This is a genomic window from Aquitalea sp. FJL05, from assembly GCF_003852595.1.
Lineage (GTDB): Bacteria > Pseudomonadota > Gammaproteobacteria > Burkholderiales > Chromobacteriaceae > Aquitalea > Aquitalea aquatilis.
Window position 1 is genome coordinate 78,219 of sequence record NZ_QAJS01000009.1, and the last position, 19,170, is coordinate 97,388.

Below are 19,170 nucleotides of genomic sequence, written 5' to 3' on the forward strand. Positions count from 1 at the left end.
AGCCCGGGTTTTCCGGGGCTGCGGGTACGGCTGCGCCTGTGCTACGGCGTAGCGGCTTTCCCCCAGAGGGAGGTTCCCATGTTTATCGTGCGCCCCGTCCGCACTGCCGATCTGCCGGCCATCGAACGCCTGGCCGTTGCCAGTGGTATCGGTGTGACCAGCTTGCCCAATAACCGCGACAAGCTGTTCGAACGCATCCAGAAGTCTGCGTCGTCCTTCGAGTTTGAAGCCACCGCCGAAACCGGCAGCGAATATTATATGTTCGTGCTGGAGTCGGCCGGCGAAGTGGTCGGCACCGCCTCCATCAGCGCCTGTGCCGGCTTTGACGAGCCCTTTTACAGCTACCGCAGCGAAACCTTCGTCCATGCCTCGCGCACCTTGAAGGTGAACAACCGCGTGCATGTGCTGAACATCTGCCACGACCTCACCGGCATGGTGCAGCTATGTGGCTTTTATGCCGATGCTGCACTGGAGCCCATTGCGGCCGAATTGCTGTCGCGGGCCCGCCTGCTGTTTGTTGCCACGGCACGGGCGCGCTTTGGCCGGCGCATCATTGCCGAGATGCAGGGCATTCACGACGATGCCGGTCAGTCGCCATTCTGGAACGCCATTGGCCGTCGCTTCTTCAATATGGATTTCCTGCAGGTGGAGCAGGCTTTTGTCGGCCACAGCAAGACCTTCATTGCCGAGCTGATGCCCAGCTACCCCATCTATGTACCCTTGTTGCCGGATGATGCGCAAAACGCCATCGGCCAGATTCATGCCAATTTCGAGCGGCCCTGTCAGTTGCTGACCACGGAGGGTTTCGAGGCCGACAACTACATCGACATCTTCGATGGGGGTGCCGTGCTGACTGCCGAGCTGGATCGCCTGCAGACACTGGAGCGCAATCGCTGCTATCCGGTCGAGGTGGCGGCCAGCCTGCCGGCCCAGGCCAGCGTGCATCTGGTATGCAATCAACAGGTAGGCGACTTTGCCGCCGCAGCCATACGGGTGGCGGTGGTCGATGGCGTGGCCTTCATCAACCCCGACGCGGCCCAGGCCCTGGGTGTGGGCAGTGGTGACACTGTGCGCGTCGTCGGTTTGCAGCAAGGCTGAGGAGAAGCAGCATGATGATTATCCGTCCCATCGCCCATGGCGATCTGGCTGGTCTGATGAATCTGGCGCGCAGCGCCGGTGTGGGTCTGACTTCGCTGCCGGTGAATGAAGAGCGGCTGTCGCGCCGCATCAGCCGTTCGGTGTTGTCCTTTGCTGGCGAGCTGGATCGTGCCGATCAGGGCTATGTGTTCGTACTGGAAGACAGCGAGACCGGCCAGGTTGGCGGCATCTGCGCACTGGAGGCTGCCGTCGGCCTGAAAGAGCCCTGGTACAACTACCGCGTGGGCACCATTGTGCATGCCTCGGACGAGCTGGGGGTGTATTCGCGCCACGAAACCCTGTTCCTGTCCAACGACCACACCGGTTACTCCGAGCTGTGCACCTTGTTCCTGCATCCGGACTTCCGCGCCAACCGCAACGGCGGCCTGCTGTCCAAGAGCCGCTTTCTGTTTCTGGCGCAATTCCCGCAGCTGTTCGGCAAAACCGTGGTGGCGGAGATGCGCGGCGTATCCGACGCCGAAGGCCGTTCGCCCTTCTGGGAAGGGTTGGGGCGGCACTTCTTCTCCATCGATTTTGCCGAAGCGGATTACCTGACCGGTGTTGGCCAGAAAGCCTTTGTCGCCGAACTGATGCCCAAGCATCCGGTGTATGTGGATTTTCTGCCGGCAGATGCCCAGGCCGTCATCGGCAAGACCCACGACAACACCCGTCCGGCGGTCGCCATGCTGGAGTCGGAAGGTTTCCGCTACGAAGGCTATGTCGACATTTTTGATGCCGGTCCTACCGTGCAGGCCTATACCAGTGAAATCCGCGCGGTGAAGGAAAGCCGCACCCTGGCGGTGAAGCTGGCTGACCCGCTGCCGGCGGGCGAGCGTTGTCATTATCTGGTGTCGAATGCATCGCTGACCGGCTTCCGGGTCATTCTGGCCGAAGCTCCGGCACCCACCCATGAATTCTTCCTGACACCGGAACAGGCGCAGGCCCTGAACGTGCAGGAAGGCGAGCATGTGCGCGTAGTGGCGCTGTCGCCCAAGGAGACTGTATGAGCACCCTGTTTATCAATGGACAATGGCTGGCCGGTGCCGGCGAAACCCTGAGCAAGACCAATCCGGCCACCGCCGAAGTGATCTGGCAAGGGCAGGGTGCCAGTGCGGCACAGGTGGAATCTGCAGTCAGTGCGGCGCGTCAGGCATTCAAGGGCTGGGCACGTACTGCACTGGATGAACGTATCGCCATCGCCCGTCGTTTTGGCGAACTGCTGACGGCCAACAAGGATGCGCTGGCCACCATTATTGCCAAGGAAACCGGCAAGCCGCTGTGGGAAGCGCTGACCGAAGTCACCACCATGGTCAACAAGGTGGAAATCTCGGTGAAGTCTTACCAAGAGCGCACCGGCGAGCGCGCCGCCGCCATGGGCGATGCCCAGGCGGTGCTGCGCCACAAGCCGCATGGCGTGGTCGCCGTGTTTGGCCCGTATAATTTCCCCGGCCATCTGCCGAATGGTCACATTGTTCCGGCCTTGCTGGCAGGCAACTGTGTGCTGTTCAAACCATCGGAACTGACGCCGTGGACGGCGCAGGAAACCGTACGCCTGTGGGCTGAGGCAGGGTTGCCGGCCGGCGTGGTTGCGCTGCTGCAGGGCGCACGCGAAACCGGCATCGCACTGGCTGGCCATCCGGGCATTGATGGCCTGTTCTTTACCGGCAGCTCGGCAACTGGCGAGTTGTTGCACCGTAATTTTGGGGGTCAGCCGGACAAGATCGTTGCGCTGGAAATGGGCGGCAACAATCCGCTGATCGTGGAAGACGTGGCCGATGTCGATGCCGCCGTGCACCACATTGTCCAGTCAGCTTTTGTCTCCGCCGGACAGCGCTGTACTTGTGCACGCCGCCTGCTGGTGCCGCAAGGTGCCTGGGGCGATGCACTGCTGGCACGGCTGGTAGAAGTGACGGCCAAGCTCAAGGTGGGCAAGTATGACGAGCAACCGGCTCCCTTCATGGGGGCGGTGATTTCCAATGCCGCTGCCGAAGCCCTGCTCAAGGCCCAGGCCACCATGCTGGCCAGCGGTGGCATCAGCCTGCTGGAAATGCGTCTCCTGACGCCGGATGCCGCCATCCTGTCGCCCGGCATCATCGATACCACGGCCGTGGCACGGCCGGATGAGGAATTCTTCGGCCCGCTGCTGCAAGTTATCCGTTACGCGGATTTTGACCAGGCCATCGCCATCGCCAATGACACCCGTTTTGGTCTGGCCGGCGGTGTGCTGTCTGACAGCCGTGCGCTGTACGAGCGCTATCTGCTGGAAAGCCGTGCCGGTGTAGTCAACTGGAACAAGCCCTTGACCGGTGCTTCCAGTGCCGCGCCGTTCGGTGGTATCGGTGCTTCCGGTAATCATCGTCCCAGCGCCTATTACGCCGCCGATTATTGTGCCTACCCGGTTGCTTCGCTGGAGTGCGACAGCCTGACCGTGCCTGCTCAACTTTCTCCGGGGATTACACTGTGAACGCCTATGAAGTGAATTTTGACGGCCTGGTTGGCCCGACCCACAACTACAGCGGCCTGTCCTTCGGCAATGTAGCCTCCACCAGTAATACCAAGGCGCAGTCCAACCCCCGGCTGGCGGCCAAGCAGGGCCTGGCCAAGATGAAGGCGCTGCATGATCTGGGCTTCAAGCAGGGTGTGCTCGCCCCGCATGAGCGGCCGGATGTGGCCAGCCTGCGCCGGCTGGGTTTCTCCGGTAGCGATGGTGAAGTCGTGGCACGGGCGGCCAAGGAAGCACCGGCCATTCTGGCGGCAGCCTCGTCGGCCTCCTGCATGTGGACGGCCAATGCTGCCACGGTCAGCCCGTCCGGTGATACCGCCGACCGGCGCGTGCACTTTACCCCGGCCAATCTGAACAACAAGTTCCATCGTTCCATCGAGCATCCCACCACCCGTCGTCTGCTGTCGGCCATGTTTGCCGATGAGCAGCACTTCATGGTGCACGAAGCGCTACCCGCGCAAATGCACTTTGGCGACGAAGGCGCAGCCAACCATACCCGCTTCTGTGCGGAATATGATGCTGCCGGGGTGGAGTTCTTCGTGTTCGGCGCGGCAGCCTTTGATGGCCGCTATCCGGCACCGCAGCGCTTCCCGGCGCGGCAGACGCTGGAAGCCTGCCAGGCGGTGGCCCGGCTGCATGGCCTGTCCGAATCCGGCGTGGTATATGCCCAGCAAGACCCGGCCACCATCGATGCCGGCGTCTTCCATAACGATGTGATCTCGGTGGGTAACCGCAATGTGCTGTTCCACCACGAGAAGTCCTTCCTCGACCAGCCGCGCGTGCTGGAAGAGCTGTCGCGCAAGCTGGCTGCCGTGGGGGGGAAGTTTGTCTCGGTGGAAGTGCCGGATGCCGAAGTGAGCGTGACCGAGGCGGTGAAGAGCTATCTGTTCAACAGTCAGCTGCTGTCCAAGGCCGATGGCAGCATGATCATCGTGGTGCCGGAAGAGTGCCGCAATGTCGAGCGCGTATGGAGCTATCTGCAAAAGATGATAGCGAGCGGCGGCCCGATCAATGAAATCCGCGTCTTCGATCTGAAGCAGTCCATGCAGAATGGCGGCGGACCGGCCTGCCTGCGCTTGCGTGTGGCCTTGTCCAGCAGCGAAATTGCGGCCGTCAACCAGGGTGTGATGATGAGCGAGCCGCTGTTCCTGACCTTGAATGACTGGGTAGAACGGCATTATCGTGACCGCCTGAGCGGGGATGACCTGGCTGATCCATCCTTGCTGAACGAGTGCCGCGCTGCGCTGGACGAGCTGACGCAGATTTTGCGTCTGGGTTCGGTCTATCCCTTCCAGCTGGTTTAGCAGGCAGGGTGGCCGACTTGTCGCCAGCTGATTGATGAATAAAGCCACCTGCGGGTGGTTTTATTCATGGTGGCAGAGGCAGCTGTGCTGGGTAGCGGCCAGCTGGCAGTGGCGGTGCCAGCAGGATTCTTTTTGGGGCGTTTGGGAGATTTCTGCCGCATTATGGGGCAGGGCGGGGCTTTTTCAGCGTAAAAATCTGGCCCGACTTTTGCTCTAGGGGGACGTAGAGTGAGTTTTATCGGGTTTGATTCATCAGGATACGTGCGCAGCCATGAGAATTTTCTCGCCAGCTATGCCTTAGTGTAATGCTTTGGATTGTATCCCGAAGATTGTATACATTCGAATGACTGCGAAAATTCTATGTTCACTTTGGAATGTGAATGAACATATCTTTTCGAAAACGAAGAATATCAAGGGGAAACATGTCAAAAATGTGAAAATGCATGCTTGGGCAGGTGTGGCACGGCGTAGCGAAGATATCCAATTTTATCTTGTTGCGGCGCAGCGTTATTGCCTGAAAAAACTAAATAAAATCAATAACATGCAAAGTTTTTAAATGATTTGCTTTTTAGCCGTTTTTTGCCGGTTTTTAAGATTGACAGTCGATTGAATCCACACGCATAATCCGTGCGGCTGTCAGACAGAAACCAGAAAAATGGTTCAATACGACAGGCTATACAACTACAGGTGGCATAAGAAGAGGGTAAGCCCTACAAGCTGCTGGGTCGTTTAATCAAAGGAGATCTCCCACGTGGACATTTTTATCCAACAGATCCTCAATGGTCTGGTACTTGGTAGTATCTATGCGCTGATCGCGCTGGGTTACACCATGGTGTACGGGATCATGGGGCTCATCAACTTCGCCCATGGCGAAGTCGTGATGTTCGGTGCCATGGTATGTATTACCGTTGTCTCTACGCTGACGCATTCCGGTGTAGACCTGCCGGGCTGGGCCATCGTACTGATCGGTACGCTGGTGGCCATTCCGGCATGTGCCCTGCTGGGCTTCGTCATCGAGCGGGTGGCCTACCGTCCGCTGCGTGGCGCACAACGACTGGCCCCGCTGATTACCGCGATCGGCCTGTCCATCACGCTGCAGCAGGTGGCTATCCTGATCTGGGGCCGCAACTACATTCCTTTCCCTGACCTGCTCAATTCCGACACCGTCAGCATCATGGGTGCCAGCATTACCAAGCTGCAGGTCATGATCGTGGTGCTGTGCGTGGTGCTGATGACTGGCTTGCTGGTGATGGTTGAAAAAACCAAGCTGGGCCGTGCCATGCGTGCAACCAGCCAGAACCCGACTGTGGCCGGCCTGATGGGTGTCAATGTCAACACCATCATCTCCGCCACGTTCATGCTGGGTTCCGGCCTGGGCGCGATTGCCGGTGTGATGGTCGCGACCAACTACTCGCAAGCTCACTACTATATGGGCTTCATGATCGGCCTGAAGGCGTTTACCGCTGCAGTGCTGGGTGGTATCGGCAACCTGGGTGGTGCGGTAGCGGGTGGCATTCTGCTGGGCATCATCGAAAGCCTGGGTGCCGGCTATATCGGCCAGCTGACCGGTGGTTTCCTGGGTTCCAACTACCAGGACATCTTTGCCTTCATGGTGCTGATCCTGGTGCTGATTTTCCGTCCGTCCGGCCTGCTGGGCGAAAAGATGGCTGACCGTGCCTGATCTGGGGGAGAAATAATATGACCAAGGCACTCGATTCCAAAAAACTCGGGCTGTTTATTGCCTGCGGTATTGCTCTGTGTGTCCTGCCGTTTGTGGTGGGTGGTGCGCTGGGTAATTCCTGGGTACGTATCGTCGACTTTGCGCTGCTGTACGTGATGCTGGCGCTGGGCCTGAACATCGTGGTGGGCTTTGCCGGCCTGCTCGACCTGGGCTTCATCGCCTTCTACGCAGTGGGTGCTTACACGTATGCCCTGTTGAGTTCGCCGCACTTCGGCATTCACTGGCCCTTCTATGTCACCATCCCGCTGGGGGCGCTGTTTGCCGCCTTCTTCGGTGTTCTGCTCGGTACGCCGGTATTGCGCCTGAAGGGTGACTATCTGGCCATCGTGACGCTGGGTTTTGGTGAAATCGTGCGTATTTTCATGAACAACCTGAATGCGCCGATCAATATCACCAACGGCCCGCAAGGTATCAACCTGATCGATCCCATCCACGTGGCGGGTGTAGATCTGGGTACCCCGATCAGCCTGTTCGGCCTGAACCTGCCGCCGGTTTACCTGTACTACTATCTGTTCCTGGCGCTGACCGTGCTGGTGGTGATCATGGCTTCCCGCCTGCAGCACTCCCGTATCGGCCGAGCCTGGGTGGCGCTGCGTGAAGACCAGGTGGCGGCTTCCGCCATGGGTATCAACATCCGCAACATCAAGCTGCTGGCTTTTGCACTGGGCGCGCTGTCCGGTGGTGTGGCCGGTGGCCTGTTCTCTGCCTTCCAGGGCTTTGTCTCGCCGGAATCCTTCAGCTTGCTGGAGTCCATCATGATCCTGGCCATGATCGTACTGGGCGGCATGGGCAATATCGCCGGTGTGATCCTGGGTGCGGTTGTGCTGACCATTGCGCCGGAAATCCTGCGTGACGTGATTGGCCCGCTGCAGATGAAGACCATGGGTCGCATGCTGATCGACCCGGAAAATGCCCGCATGCTGCTGTTCGGCATTGCCATGGTAGTGATGATGCTGGTTCGTCCGGAAGGCATGCTGCCGTCCAAACGCCGCAAGGCTGAGTTCAAGGACGCCAAAGACGCGGCGGCGCAGAAAGGTTAAGTCATGGCTGAAGTACTGCTGAAAATCGAAGGCATCAACAAGCGTTTTGGTGGCTTGCACGCGCTGAGCGGCGTCGGCCTCACCATCAACAAGGGTGAGATCTACGGCCTGATCGGTCCTAACGGCGCCGGCAAGACTACGTTGTTCAATGTGCTGACCGGGCTGTACGTGCCTGACGAAGGCTCCTTCACCTTCGACGGCAAGAACCTGTTCCAGGCCAAGCCGCACATCGTGGTGGAAGCCGGGATTGCCCGTACCTTCCAGAACATTCGCCTGTTTGCCGAAATGACCGCGCTGGAAAACGTGATGGTGGGTCGCCACATCCGTTCCAAGGCCGGTGCGCTGGGTGCGGTATTGCGTGACCGCCGTACCCGTGCCGAAGAACAGTCGATTACCGACAAGGCCTGGGAACTGCTGGAATACGTCGGTATTGCCGATGTGGCCAACGAGCGTGCCCGCAACCTGTCCTACGGCCACCAGCGCCGTCTGGAAATTGCCCGTGCGCTGGCCACCGAGCCCAAGCTGCTGGCACTGGACGAACCGGCTGCCGGTATGAACCCGCGTGAAACCGAGTCGCTCAAGGATCTGATGAGCAAGATTGCCAAGAGCGGTACCACGGTTTTGCTGATTGAACACGACGTCAAGCTCATGATGGGCCTGTGTGACCGTATCGCGGTGCTGGACTACGGCAAGAAAATTGCCGAAGGCATCCCGGAAGAAGTACGCAGAAACCCGAAAGTGATTGAGGCTTATTTGGGAGCGGCACACGCATGAGTCTCTTAGAAGTTAAAAACCTGCAAGTGGCCTACGGCGGCATTCAGGCTGTCAAAGGGATCGATTTCCATATTGACCAGGGCGAACTGGTGACGCTGATCGGTGCCAACGGCGCTGGCAAGACCACCACCCTGAAAACCCTGATCGGCATGGTCAAGCCGTCCGGTGGCAGCATCAGCTACGATGGCAAGCTGAACGGAACCATTCCGTCCTATGACTATGTGCGTCATGGCCTGGTGATGGTGCCGGAAGGTCGCGGCATCTTCAGCAAGCTGACGGTGGAAGAAAACCTGCAAATGGGTGCCTACTACCGCAATGATACTGCTGCCATCCAGGGCGAAATCGAACGCGTATACGAGCTGTTCCCGCGTCTGAAAGAGCGTTTCAAGCAGCTGGCCGGCACCCTGTCCGGCGGCGAACAGCAAATGGTGGCCATGGGCCGTGCCATGCTGTCCAAGCCCAAGCTCTTGCTGCTGGACGAGCCGTCCATGGGTCTGGCGCCGATCATCGTGGAAAAGATCTTCGAGATCATCCAGATGATTGCCAAGGAAGGCGTCACCATGCTGCTGGTAGAGCAAAACGCCAAGCTGGCACTGGAAGTGTCGCAGCGTGGCTATGTGATGGAAAGCGGCCGTATCACCATGGGTGGCCCGGCGCGCGAATTGCTCGACGACGAACGCGTACGTAACGCCTACCTCGGCGAGTAAGCAAACGAGTCTTCAATGACAGCAACGATTAGCCCCGAAGTACTGGTTCACCAGCTCTTCGGGGCCTTTTTATTACCCCCGCTGCTATTCATCCTGCCGATACTGGCCGGCGCGCTGCTGTTGCGCCTGCGCCCGCTTGCTGGCTGGGTGCTGCTGCTGGGCGGCCTGTTTCTGGCCTATGGCCTGTCCATTCCCCGTACCGCCATGTGGCTGAGTGCCGGGCTGGAACAATATCCACCCATCACTGCGAGCCAATTGCAGCAGGCCCAGGCCATCGTGGTACTGGGTGGCGGCAAGAAGCCGGCCCCCGAGTTTGGCCGTAATGAACCCGCAGCCGATACCCTCAGCCGCCTGCGCTATGCCGCCTGGCTGGCCCGGCGCAGTCAGCTGCCGCTGCTGGTCACCGGTGGTGCTCCCCTGGGGGGCGAGGCGGAGGGCGAAGTCATGGCGCGCACCCTGCAGCAGGACTACGGCCTGCCGGTACGCTGGGTGGAAATACAGTCCAATACCACGCTCGAGAATGCACGCTATAGTGCCGGCCTGCTGAAAAAGGCCGGAGTCACACGTATTGCACTGGTCAGCCAGGGCTGGCATCTGCGCCGTGCCTTGCCGTTTTTTACGGCAGAAGGCTTGCAAGTGCAGCCCGCGCCTACCGGCTTTGTCCGCTATGATGGCGGGGGGCTGGCCTGGTATCTGCCTACTGGCCGGGCCATGCAGGAGTGTCACTCCGCCTTGCGCGAGTGGCTGGGGATTCTTTTCTATACGGCGCGCGGCTGGCTGCATGACAAACCGGCTCAGCCTACTGCGCAGCCCTGATTTAACGAGGTGAGTGCGTGAAAATCGGTGCCATCATCATTGGTGACGAACTGCTGTCCGGCAAGCGTCAGGACAAGCATCTGCAGGCCTTGATCCACATGTTGGCTGCACGCGGCCTGAGCCTGGCGTGGGCTGACTATGTGGGCGATGATCCAGCCCGCATCACCGCCACGCTGCAACGCGCTTTTACCAGCGGTGAACTGGTGTTCAGCTTTGGTGGCATCGGCGCGACGCCGGACGACCACACGCGCGCCTGCGCAGCCCAGGCCTTGGGCCTGGCGCTGGAAGTCCATCCGGTAGCCGGTGCGCTGATCGAGGCGAGATTTGGCGCGGATGCCTATCCGCACCGCATCAATATGGCGAAGTTCCCGCAAGGCAGCCGCATCATCCCTAATCCGGTCAACCAGATTGCCGGTTTCTCGCACGGCCATGTGCATTTCGTGCCGGGCTTCCCGGCCATGGCCTGGCCGATGATCGAATGGGTGCTGGATAGCCAGTACCGCGAGCTGTTCAATGATAGCCCGGATGTCGAGGCCGGGGTGATCGCGCTCAACGCGCGCGAGGGTGACCTGATTACCCTGATGCAGGACTTCAGCCAGCGCTATCCGGCGCTCAAACTGTCCAGCCTGCCCAGCTTTGGCAACGACACCATCCCGCAGATGCATATCGACTTCGGCTTTACCGGCCAGCGCCAGCTGGTGGACATTGCCGTCACGGAATGGCGCAAGGCACTGACGGCGGCAGGGTATGAGTTGCGCGAACGCGTTTGATCCGGTGTCTGGCACAACAGAAAAAGGGGCTTTGGGCCCCTTTTTTCTTGACTAGACCGAGGTGATCAGCGTCCGGTCTTCAGCTGTGTCCACAAGCGGTTTTGCAGGCGCATGATGTCAGCCGGCAGCGGTTCCAGCAGGAATAGTTTGTTGATCATGGCTGGCGGCGGGTAGATGGCCGGGTCGTTGGCAATCTCCGGTTTTACGAACTTGCGCGCTGCCGCATTGGCGGTGGGGTAGAACACGGTGTTGGTGATGCCGGCATTCACTTGTGGGGTTTGCATGTAGTTGATCCACTGCAGTGCCGAGTCCACATTCTTTGCGCCCTTGGGAATCACCATTACGTCAAACCACAGCGGTGCACCGGTTTTGGGAATGGTGTAGGCCAGTTGATAAGGGCGTTTGGCTTCCGCCGCCCGCGCCTTGGCAATCACCACGTCACCGGAATAGCCCAGCACCATGCAGATGTCGCCATTGGCCAGTTCGTTGATATAGCCGGACGAGCTGAAGCGCTTGATATAGGGGCGTATTTTTTGCAGGGTCTGGAAGGCGGCCTGATAGTCGGCCGGGTTGCGGCTGTTGGGGGCCTTGCCCAGGTAGTGCAGGGTGGTGGCGAATACTGCCTTGGCATCGTCCAGCACCGAGATGCCGCAGCCTTTCAGTTTGGCGGCTTTTTGCGGGTTGAACAGCACATCCCACTCGTCCAGCGGGGTGTCCTTGCCCAGTAGCGGCTGCACCTTGGTCAGGTTGTAACCCAGGCCATCGGTGCCATAGGCCCAGGGGATGCCGTACAGGTTGCCGGGGTCGGCCCCGGCTATCTTGGCCATCAGCGCCGGGTCCAGATTGCGCAGATTGGGCAGCTTGCTCTTGTCCAGTTTCTGGAAGGCACCAGCCTGAATCTGCTTGGCCATGAAGTCCGAAGTGGGGGTGACGATGTCGTAGCCCGAGCTGCCGGTCAGCAGCTTGGATTGCAGGGTTTCGTTGCTGTCGTAGTTGTCGTAGCGCACCTTGATGCCGGTCTGCTTTTCAAAACCGGGAATGGTGTCCTTGGCAATGTAGTCGGACCAGTTGTAGACATTCAGCACGCCGGCGGCGCTGGATGCCTGGCTGGCAGCGGCCAGCAGCAGGGCGGTGGTAAGTAGTTTTCTGGTGTTCATGGCTGGTTTCCTGAGCGGTTGAATACGTCGTCATGAAGGCCGTTGGACTGCCTGCCGTTTGCGAGGTTTCCACCATTTTGCTGCAACAGGCCGAATGGCCCTGATGCGTGTAGCGCAGGCATGAAAAAGCCCGGCGCATGGGCCGGGCTGATGTCAGCGTGGGGTGTTTCAATCCTGATGGTAGAAGTGCTGCAGGATGCTGGAAAAATCCAGCTGACCCTTGCCCTCAGCCGCATGGCTTTCATACAGATTGCGCGCCAGAGCGCCCATGGGCGTGGCGGCGTGGCTGTCCAGCGCGGTCGCTTCGGCTAGGCCCAGGTCCTTGAGCATCAGCGCGGTCATGAAGCCGCCGCTATAGCCACGGCTGGCCGGTGCGCTTTCCATCACCCCCGGCCAGGGGTTGTACAGTTCCAGCGCCCAGTTGCGGCCAGAGCTGTTGCGCATGATGTCGGACAGCACGGCCGGGTCCAGCCCGTTTTTCACCCCCAGCGCCAGCGCTTCGGCGGTGCCCGCCATCAGGATGCCCAGCAGCATGTTGTTGCAGATCTTGGCGGTTTGGCCGGCACCGTTGCCACCGGCGTGGAAGATGTTCTTGCCCATGGCCTCCAGCAGTGGTCGGGCTTCTGTCAGATCGGCCTCGGCACCACCGACGATGAAGGTAAGGGTGCCGGCCGCAGCACCTGCCGTGCCGCCGGATACCGGCGCATCCAGCATGCGCAGGCCGGCCGCGCTGGCAGCATCGGCTACTTTGCGCGCATCGCTGGCGGAAATGGTGCTGCAGTCGATCACCAGCGTAGCGGCGGGCAGCTTGGCAAACAGTCCTTGCTCGCCCAGATACAGCGCCTGCACATGCTTGCCGGCCGGCAGCATGGAAATCACCACGCTGGCCCCTTGCACTGCGTCCAGGGCGCTGCTGGCGGCACGGGCACCGGCTGCTTGCAGCCTGGCCAGCGCGTCGGCGGACAAATCAAAAGCGGCGACGCTAAAACCCTTGGCCACCAGATTGAGCGCCATCGGCCCACCCATATTGCCCAGGCCGATGAAGGCGATGTGTGACATGCGGTCTCTCCTCTAGTTGTGCAATCCCTGCTTACTGCAAGCTGGCCAGCGGATGTTCCGCTGCCGGCCACGGTGCCACAAAGTGGCTGTCCACCCAGTCCTGCGGGATGTCGGCTAGCTGGCGGTAATGCCATTGCGGCTGTCTGTCCTTGTCTACCAGCAGGGCGCGCACACCCTCGCGGAAGTCCGGCTTGTGGCAGAAATTGAGCGACAGGATCAGCTCCATGCGCAGTGCTTCGGCCAGCGACAGGTGTCGTGCACGTTGGAAGATTTCCCAGGTGACGGCAGCCGACACCGGGCAGCCGTGGCGGAAGTTTTTGGCTGCGCTCGCCAGCCAGTCGTTGTCGAAGTCCTGATTGCCGAGGGCATCGGCCACTGTGGCCAGATCGCCCTGGGTCATCAGCTGATGGATGGCCAATAGGTTGGGGGCGACATTGGACGCCGGCAGGCTGCTGCGTGCGGCCTGTTCCAGCTGGCTGAGCAGGGCGGAAACCTGGGCGCTGCGGGTGGCGGTGTCGGCATCCCAGTATTGCTGCTGCAGCTGCTCCAGCAGCAGCGGCCAGGCGTCAGTGTCCAGTACGTGGTCGGCCAGATTGCAGATCAGCGCGTCGTGCGCATTCAGCGGTGCGCCAGTCAGGCCGAGGAACAGCCCTACGCGGGCCGGCATGCGTTGCAGAAACCAGCTGCCGGCCACGTCCGGATACAGGCCGATGGTGATTTCCGGCATGGCAATGCGGGTGGCGCTGGTGGCCACGCGGTGGCTGGCCCCGGCCATCAGTCCCAGCCCGCCACCCATCACGATGCCGTGGCCCCAGACGATGAGCGGCTTGGCATAGCAGTGGATGTGGTAGTCCAGCATGTATTCTTCGTGGAAGAAGGCCAGCACCTGCGGCTGTGGGTGGCTGTCGTCGGCCAGCAAGGCCTCGCGCAAGGCGCGCACATCGCCACCGGCACAGAAGGCTTTTTCGCCGGCACCGCGCAGCAGCACGGCGGCGATGTTTGGGTCGGCCTCCCAGGCGGCCAACTGTGGCTGCAGCAGACGAATCATTTCCAGCGTCAGCGCGTTCAGCGATTTTTCGCTGTTGAGGGTGGCAATGCCCAGGCGCTTGCCGTCGGCACAAGGCAGTTGTTCAAACAGTACGGTGTCCATGGCGGCTCCTGTCAGCGGTTGTGCCATTGTGGCGTACGTTTGGCGAGGAAGGCCTGCACGCCTTCCTGCTGGTCGGCAGTGTCGAACAGCTTTATGAACTGCTCGCGTTCGTGAATCAGGTTATAGCCGGGCGGCTCGATGCGCGCGCGCTGTACCAGCTGCTTGCACACCTTGACCGAGGAGGGCGACTGCCGGGCCACTTTTTCCGCCAGCTTGAGCGCGGCTTCCAGCGCCTGGCCCTGGCCAACCACCTCTTCAACCAGGCCGATGCGCTCGGCGGTATCGGCGTCCACCCGCTCGCCACACAGAATCATGCGTTTGGCCCAGCCTTCGCCCACCAGCCATGGCAGTTGCTGGGTGCCCCCGGCGCAGGGCAACAGGCCGACAGCGGCTTCCGGCAGCGCCATTTGTGCCTGTACCTCGGCAATGCGGATATCGCAGGCCAATGCGCATTCCAGTCCGCCGCCCATGGCGTAGCCATTGATGGCGGCAATGCTGACGCCACGGAAAGCCGCCAGCGCCTCGAAAGCCTCGCCAAACAGCATGGTCATTTCGGTGGCCACCAGCTTGTTGCCGTCGGCAAACAGGTTGAGGTCGGCCCCGGCGGAAAAGAACTTGCTGCCACTGCCGGTGATCACCAGCGCGTAGATGTTGTCGTCCGCGTTCAGGTCTGCCACCAGCTGCTTGAGCGCGTTCAGGCTGGCGCGGTTCCAGGTATTGGCTGGCGGGTTGTCGATGGTGACCTGGGCGGTGTGGCTGCGTATTTCCACTTGCAGATGAGCGTAATGTGTCATGGCGTTCCCGATACTTGGTAAGTAGAGCCTACAGTCTGTATACGATCTTTGTTGTCTTGAATCCGCTGCGCGGGTGCGGTTTTGATTGCCGGGGCTGCCCGGCGGCAGGGAGGGGATATTTGCGTGGCCAAATATCCCCTCCACCCCTAAAGGCCACCCCGGTAAGCCTGGCCTGCGGCTGCCTGCCAGGGCCTGTCAGTCCCGAGGCACGGCTGAACTCGCCCTGCGCTAGCGTCGCAGGGCTCAAACATGCAGCCGCTTAGACCCGCTAACAAAACCCCCGCTCCAGCGTTGCGCCGCCTTGCCGTACGCCATGTACTGTCTGCGGCGGCGCGCCTTGGCCCGGGTTCTCTACGAGGTTTTGTTAGCAGCTCTTAATACCTCGGGTCTGCCATCCGGCGGCAGGCTTGATGGGGTCGTGGCTGCGTCGACAACATCAACCCTGTATTTCAACATGCACCACACAAACAGGGTGCATAGGGGTTCTCAACGGAGGTTTTCCAGTGCGCCGTCTTTCAGCAACTGCCGGGCGACGATCATGCGCATCACCTCGTTGGTGCCTTCCAGAATCTGGTGCACGCGGGCATCGCGGACATGGCGCTCCAGCGGGAAGTCCTTCAGATAGCCATAGCCGCCAAACAGCTGCAAGGCATTATTGGCGACATTGAAGGACAGATCGGTGGCAAAGCGTTTGGCCATGGCGCAATAGGTGCTGGCATCCGGGCTGCCGCTATCCAGCTTGAAGGCGGCCAGACGCACCATCTGCCGGGCGGCCACCAGCTCGGTCAGCATGTCGGCCAGGCGAAACTGCACGGTCTGGAATTCGGCCAGCGGCTGGCCAAACTGCTGCCGTTCCTGCACATAGCATTGGGCCGCATTCAGTGCGGCCTGGGCGGTGCCAACGGCACAAGTGGCAATATTGATGCGCCCGCCATCCAGCCCCTTCATGGCATAGGCAAAGCCCATGCCTTCCTCGCCCAGCAGGTTGCCGGCCGGGATGTGCACATTGTCGAAAGTGATGGCGCGGGTGGGCTGGCTGTTCCAGCCCATCTTTTTTTCTTTCTTGCCATATTGCACACCGGGCGCATTGGCCGGCACCACAAAGGCCGACACGCCTTTGGGGCCGGGGCCGCCGGTACGGGCCATCACCACCAGCACATCGGTGCTGCCTGCGCCGGAGATGAACATCTTGCTGCCGTTCAGCACATAGCCATCACCCTGTTTGTCGGCACGGGTCTTGAGCGAGGCGGCATCGGAGCCGGCACCCGGCTCGGTCAGACAGTAACTGCCCAGCAATTCGCCGCTGACCATGCGCGGCACCCATTCCCCGGCCAGTGCGGGGCTGCCGAAGCTGGCAATCATCCAGCTCACCATATTGTGGATGGTGAGATAGGCGGCGGTAGAGGTGCAGCCGGCAGCCAGTTCTTCAAACACGATGGCGGCATCCAGCCGCGACAGCCCCAGCCCGCCGTAGCTTTCCGGCGTGTACAGGCCGAGAAAACCCATGTCGCCGGCTTCGCGGATGGTGGTGAGCGGAAAGGTTTCTTCCAGATCCCATTCGGCAGCAAACGGGGCCAGGCGGCTGCTGGCAAAGTCACGCGCGCTGTCCTGAAACGCCAGTTGCTGTTCGTTGAGTGCAAAGTCCATGTCGGTTTCTCCTCTTGCAGCAGCCGGGCCGGTGGGGGATGGCGGTCTGCTGCTGGTGTTTTATCTTTTTTGTCTTGCTTACCGCCTCAGCTGAGAGCTGCTCAACGTAGCGCAATGGTGGTCTGCACCTTGCCACTGCTGGCCTCGTCGTCGAACCAGCGGCTGGTGACGGTCTTGGTCTGGGTATAAAACAGGATGACCTGCTTGCCGTAAGGCCCCAGATCACCCAGCTTGGAGCCGCGCGAGCCGGTAAAGCTGAACAGCGGCACCGGCACCGGAATCGGCACATTGATGCCTACCTGGCCGACGTCGATGTCTTCCTGGAAGCGTCGTGCGGCCGCGCCACTCTGAGTGAAAATGGCGGTGCCGTTGCCATTGGGGTTGGCATTGATGATGGCAATGGCCTCGTCCAACGTGTCCACCGCCTGCAGGCACAGTACCGGGCCGAAGATTTCCTGCTGGTAGATGGCCATGTCGCTGGTGACGCCGGAGAAAATGGTGGGGCCGACAAAGTTGCCATCCGGGTAGCCATCCACTTGTACTGCCCGGCCATCCAGCTCCAGCACCGCACCTTCGGCCACGCCTTGATTGATCAGGCTAGTCACCCGTTCGCGGGCGGCGCAGGAAATCAGCGGACCCAGGTCGGGGTTGTCCTTGCCTGCGCCCACACGCAGGGACTTGGCCTTGGCCACCAGATCGGGAATCCAGTTGCGCGCTTCACCCACCAGCACTGCCACACTCAGCGCCATGCAGCGCTGGCCGGCTGCGCCAAACGCCGCGCCGGTCAGCTGGTTCAGCGCCTGTTCCTTGTTGGCATCCGGCAGCACGATGGCGTGGTTCTTCGCCCCCATCATGCATTGCACCCGTTTGCCAGCCAGGCTGGCACGGTTGTAAACATGGGTGCCGACGCGGCTGGAGCCGACAAAGGAAATGGCCTTGATGTCCGGGTGGTCGCAGATGGCGTTGACCACCTCTTCGCCGCCATGTACCACGTTCAGCACGCCAGCCGGGATGCCGGCTGCCAGCGCCAGCTCCACCAGCCGCATGGTCACCAGCGGGTCTTGCTCGGACGGCTTCAGCACAAAGGTATTACCGGTGGCAATCGCCATGGGAAACATCCACAGCGGAATCATCGCCGGGAAATTGAAAGGCGTGATGCCAGCACACACGCCCAGTGCCTGCTGCACAGTGTAGGTATCCACGCCACCGGCCACGTTTTCGGCGTATTCGCCCAATTGCAGATTGCCGATGCTGGCGGCGTGTTCCACTACTTCCAGACCACGGAAGATGTCGCCCTCGGCATCGGCCAGGGTCTTGCCCTGTTCGGCGGTGAGCAGGGCGGCCAGCTCTTGCATGTGTTCGCGGATCAGCTGCTGATACTTGAGGAAAATCCGGGCTCGCGCACCAATCGGGGTTTTTCTCCAGCTCTTGAAGGCTGCTTTGGCGCTGGCAACGGCGGCATTCACCTCGTCTGGCGTGGCCATGGGTACCCGCGCCAGCACTTGCTGGGTGGCCGGGTTGATGATGTCGCGCCATTGCTGGCTGTGCGATTCGACAAATTCACCGTTGATCAACAGCTTGACGGTGGGGACAGCCTGGTTCATCTGCAAGTCTCCTGTGCTTGGCGGCGTGCTTGCCGTCTTGGTATGTCAGTCGTAGTGATAAAAGCCCTTGCCGCTCTTGCGGCCCAGCTGGCCGGCGGCGACCAGCTGTACCAGCAGCGGGCAGGCGCGGTATTTGCTGTCACGGAATTCGCTGTGGAGGATGTCCATGATGGACAGGCAGGTATCCAGGCCGATGAGGTCGGCCAGCGCCAAGGGGCCGATGGGGTGGTTCATGCCCAGCTTCATCACGGTGTCGATGTCTTCCGCCGTGGCCAGGTTTTCGAACAGGGCAAAGGCGGCTTCGTTGATCATCGGCATCAGGATGCGGTTGGAGACAAAGCCCGGGCCATCCTTGACCGTGACCGGCGTCTTGCCCAGGTCTACCGCCAGTTCGAATACCTTCTGGTAGGTGTGGTCGCTTGTCTGGATGGCGCGGATGATCTCCACCAGCTGCATCAGCGGCACCGGGTTCATGAAATGCATGCCCACCACTCGCTCCGGTTGTGGCACCCAGGCGGCAATGCGGGTCAGCGAGATGGAGGAGGTGTTGGAGGCCAGGATGGCATCCGCGCGCACGATATTGCCCAGCTCGCGGAAGATGGATTCCTTGATGGCCGGATTTTCCGTCGCGGCTTCTACCACCAGGTCGCGGTCGGCCAGATCGGCAAGCAGGGTAGTGGGGTGAATGTGTGACAGCACCGTGGCGATGTCGGCTTCGGCAATGCTGCCTTTCTTCGCCATGCGCGCCAGGCTGTTGCGAATGGCGGCCAGCCCCTTGTGCAGGGCAGGTTCACTGACATCCGCCAGTTTCACGTCAAAGCCGTGCATGGCGAAAACCTGGGCAATGCCGTTGCCCATGGTGCCGGCGCCGACGACTGCGATGTTGCGAAGGCTCATCTGCTGTTCTCCTGCGTTGTTTTTATCACAATAACTTGACGTTTACGTCAACGTCAATCAACAATCAGTC

At 60.7% G+C, this 19,170-nt stretch carries 17 protein-coding genes; 10 read left to right on the top strand and 7 right to left on the bottom strand.

The genetic code is table 11. The features are described 5' to 3' along the window. The first annotated feature begins 78 nt into the window (after positions 1–78). The 10 genes from aruF to DBR44_RS08500 all read left to right on the top strand — a co-directional run bounded on the left by aruF (position 79) and on the right by DBR44_RS08500 (position 10,792). Positions 79–1,098 (top strand): arginine/ornithine succinyltransferase subunit alpha, encoded by a 1,020-nt coding sequence (aruF, locus tag DBR44_RS08455; protein WP_124643640.1) that lies wholly within the window; start codon positions 79–81, stop codon positions 1,096–1,098. A gap of 11 nt (positions 1,099–1,109) precedes the next feature. Then, positions 1,110–2,144 (top strand): arginine N-succinyltransferase, encoded by a 1,035-nt coding sequence (astA, locus tag DBR44_RS08460; protein WP_124643641.1) that lies wholly within the window; start codon positions 1,110–1,112, stop codon positions 2,142–2,144. Then, complete coding sequence (astD, locus tag DBR44_RS08465) at positions 2,141–3,601, top strand: succinylglutamate-semialdehyde dehydrogenase (RefSeq protein WP_124643642.1); 1,461 nt, start codon at positions 2,141–2,143, stop codon at positions 3,599–3,601. The genes astA and astD overlap by 4 nt, the downstream gene beginning before the upstream one ends. Beyond that, complete coding sequence (gene astB / locus DBR44_RS08470) at positions 3,598–4,944, top strand: N-succinylarginine dihydrolase (RefSeq protein WP_124643643.1); 1,347 nt, start codon at positions 3,598–3,600, stop codon at positions 4,942–4,944. The genes astD and astB overlap by 4 nt, the downstream gene beginning before the upstream one ends. A 751-nt stretch (positions 4,945–5,695) precedes the next feature. After that, positions 5,696–6,625, top strand: a complete 930-nt coding sequence (locus DBR44_RS08475; RefSeq protein WP_124643644.1) for a branched-chain amino acid ABC transporter permease — start codon at positions 5,696–5,698, stop codon at positions 6,623–6,625. A gap of 17 nt (positions 6,626–6,642) precedes the next feature. Further along, on the top strand, positions 6,643–7,725 hold the full coding sequence (locus tag DBR44_RS08480) for an ABC transporter ATP-binding protein (protein ID WP_124643645.1): 1,083 nt from the start codon (positions 6,643–6,645) through the stop codon (positions 7,723–7,725). A 3-nt stretch (positions 7,726–7,728) separates the two neighbouring features. After that, a complete protein-coding gene (locus DBR44_RS08485) occupies positions 7,729–8,499 on the top strand; it encodes an ABC transporter ATP-binding protein (protein WP_124643646.1) in 771 nt (256 codons plus the stop codon). Next, positions 8,496–9,206: an ABC transporter ATP-binding protein gene (locus tag DBR44_RS08490; protein WP_124643647.1), complete on the top strand. Its 711-nt coding sequence runs from the start codon at positions 8,496–8,498 to the stop codon at positions 9,204–9,206. Before DBR44_RS08485 ends, DBR44_RS08490 begins: the two co-directional genes overlap by 4 nt. 15 nt (positions 9,207–9,221) lie before the next feature. Beyond that, a complete protein-coding gene (locus DBR44_RS08495; RefSeq protein ID WP_124643648.1) occupies positions 9,222–10,022 on the top strand; it encodes a YdcF family protein in 801 nt (266 codons plus the stop codon). 17 nt (positions 10,023–10,039) lie between these two features. Continuing rightward, on the top strand, positions 10,040–10,792 hold the full coding sequence (locus DBR44_RS08500; protein ID WP_124643649.1) for a molybdopterin-binding protein: 753 nt from the start codon (positions 10,040–10,042) through the stop codon (positions 10,790–10,792). Positions 10,793–10,857: 65 nt separating this feature from the next. Here DBR44_RS08500 and DBR44_RS08505 read toward each other — a convergent pair whose 3' ends face one another. From DBR44_RS08505 to DBR44_RS08535, 7 genes are all read right to left on the bottom strand, one after another. Next, on the bottom strand, positions 10,858–11,949 hold the full coding sequence (locus DBR44_RS08505; RefSeq protein ID WP_124643650.1) for a polyamine ABC transporter substrate-binding protein: 1,092 nt from the start codon (positions 11,947–11,949) through the stop codon (positions 10,858–10,860). A gap of 168 nt (positions 11,950–12,117) precedes the next feature. Beyond that, positions 12,118–13,008 (bottom strand): 3-hydroxyisobutyrate dehydrogenase, encoded by an 891-nt coding sequence (gene mmsB, locus DBR44_RS08510; protein WP_124643651.1) that lies wholly within the window; start codon positions 13,006–13,008, stop codon positions 12,118–12,120. A gap of 31 nt (positions 13,009–13,039) precedes the next feature. Beyond that, a complete protein-coding gene (locus DBR44_RS08515) occupies positions 13,040–14,158 on the bottom strand; it encodes an enoyl-CoA hydratase/isomerase family protein (protein ID WP_124643652.1) in 1,119 nt (372 codons plus the stop codon). Positions 14,159–14,169: 11 nt separating this feature from the next. Then, complete coding sequence (locus DBR44_RS08520; RefSeq protein ID WP_124643653.1) at positions 14,170–14,952, bottom strand: enoyl-CoA hydratase; 783 nt, start codon at positions 14,950–14,952, stop codon at positions 14,170–14,172. A 486-nt stretch (positions 14,953–15,438) separates the two neighbouring features. After that, positions 15,439–16,599 (bottom strand): acyl-CoA dehydrogenase family protein, encoded by a 1,161-nt coding sequence (locus DBR44_RS08525; RefSeq protein ID WP_124643654.1) that lies wholly within the window; start codon positions 16,597–16,599, stop codon positions 15,439–15,441. A 101-nt stretch (positions 16,600–16,700) separates the two neighbouring features. Then, entirely contained in the window at positions 16,701–18,203 is a 1,503-nt protein-coding gene (locus DBR44_RS08530; RefSeq protein WP_124643655.1) for a CoA-acylating methylmalonate-semialdehyde dehydrogenase, read from the bottom strand. 45 nt (positions 18,204–18,248) lie between these two features. Continuing rightward, complete coding sequence (locus DBR44_RS08535) at positions 18,249–19,100, bottom strand: 3-hydroxybutyryl-CoA dehydrogenase (RefSeq protein ID WP_124643656.1); 852 nt, start codon at positions 19,098–19,100, stop codon at positions 18,249–18,251. Positions 19,101–19,170 lie beyond the last annotated feature (70 nt).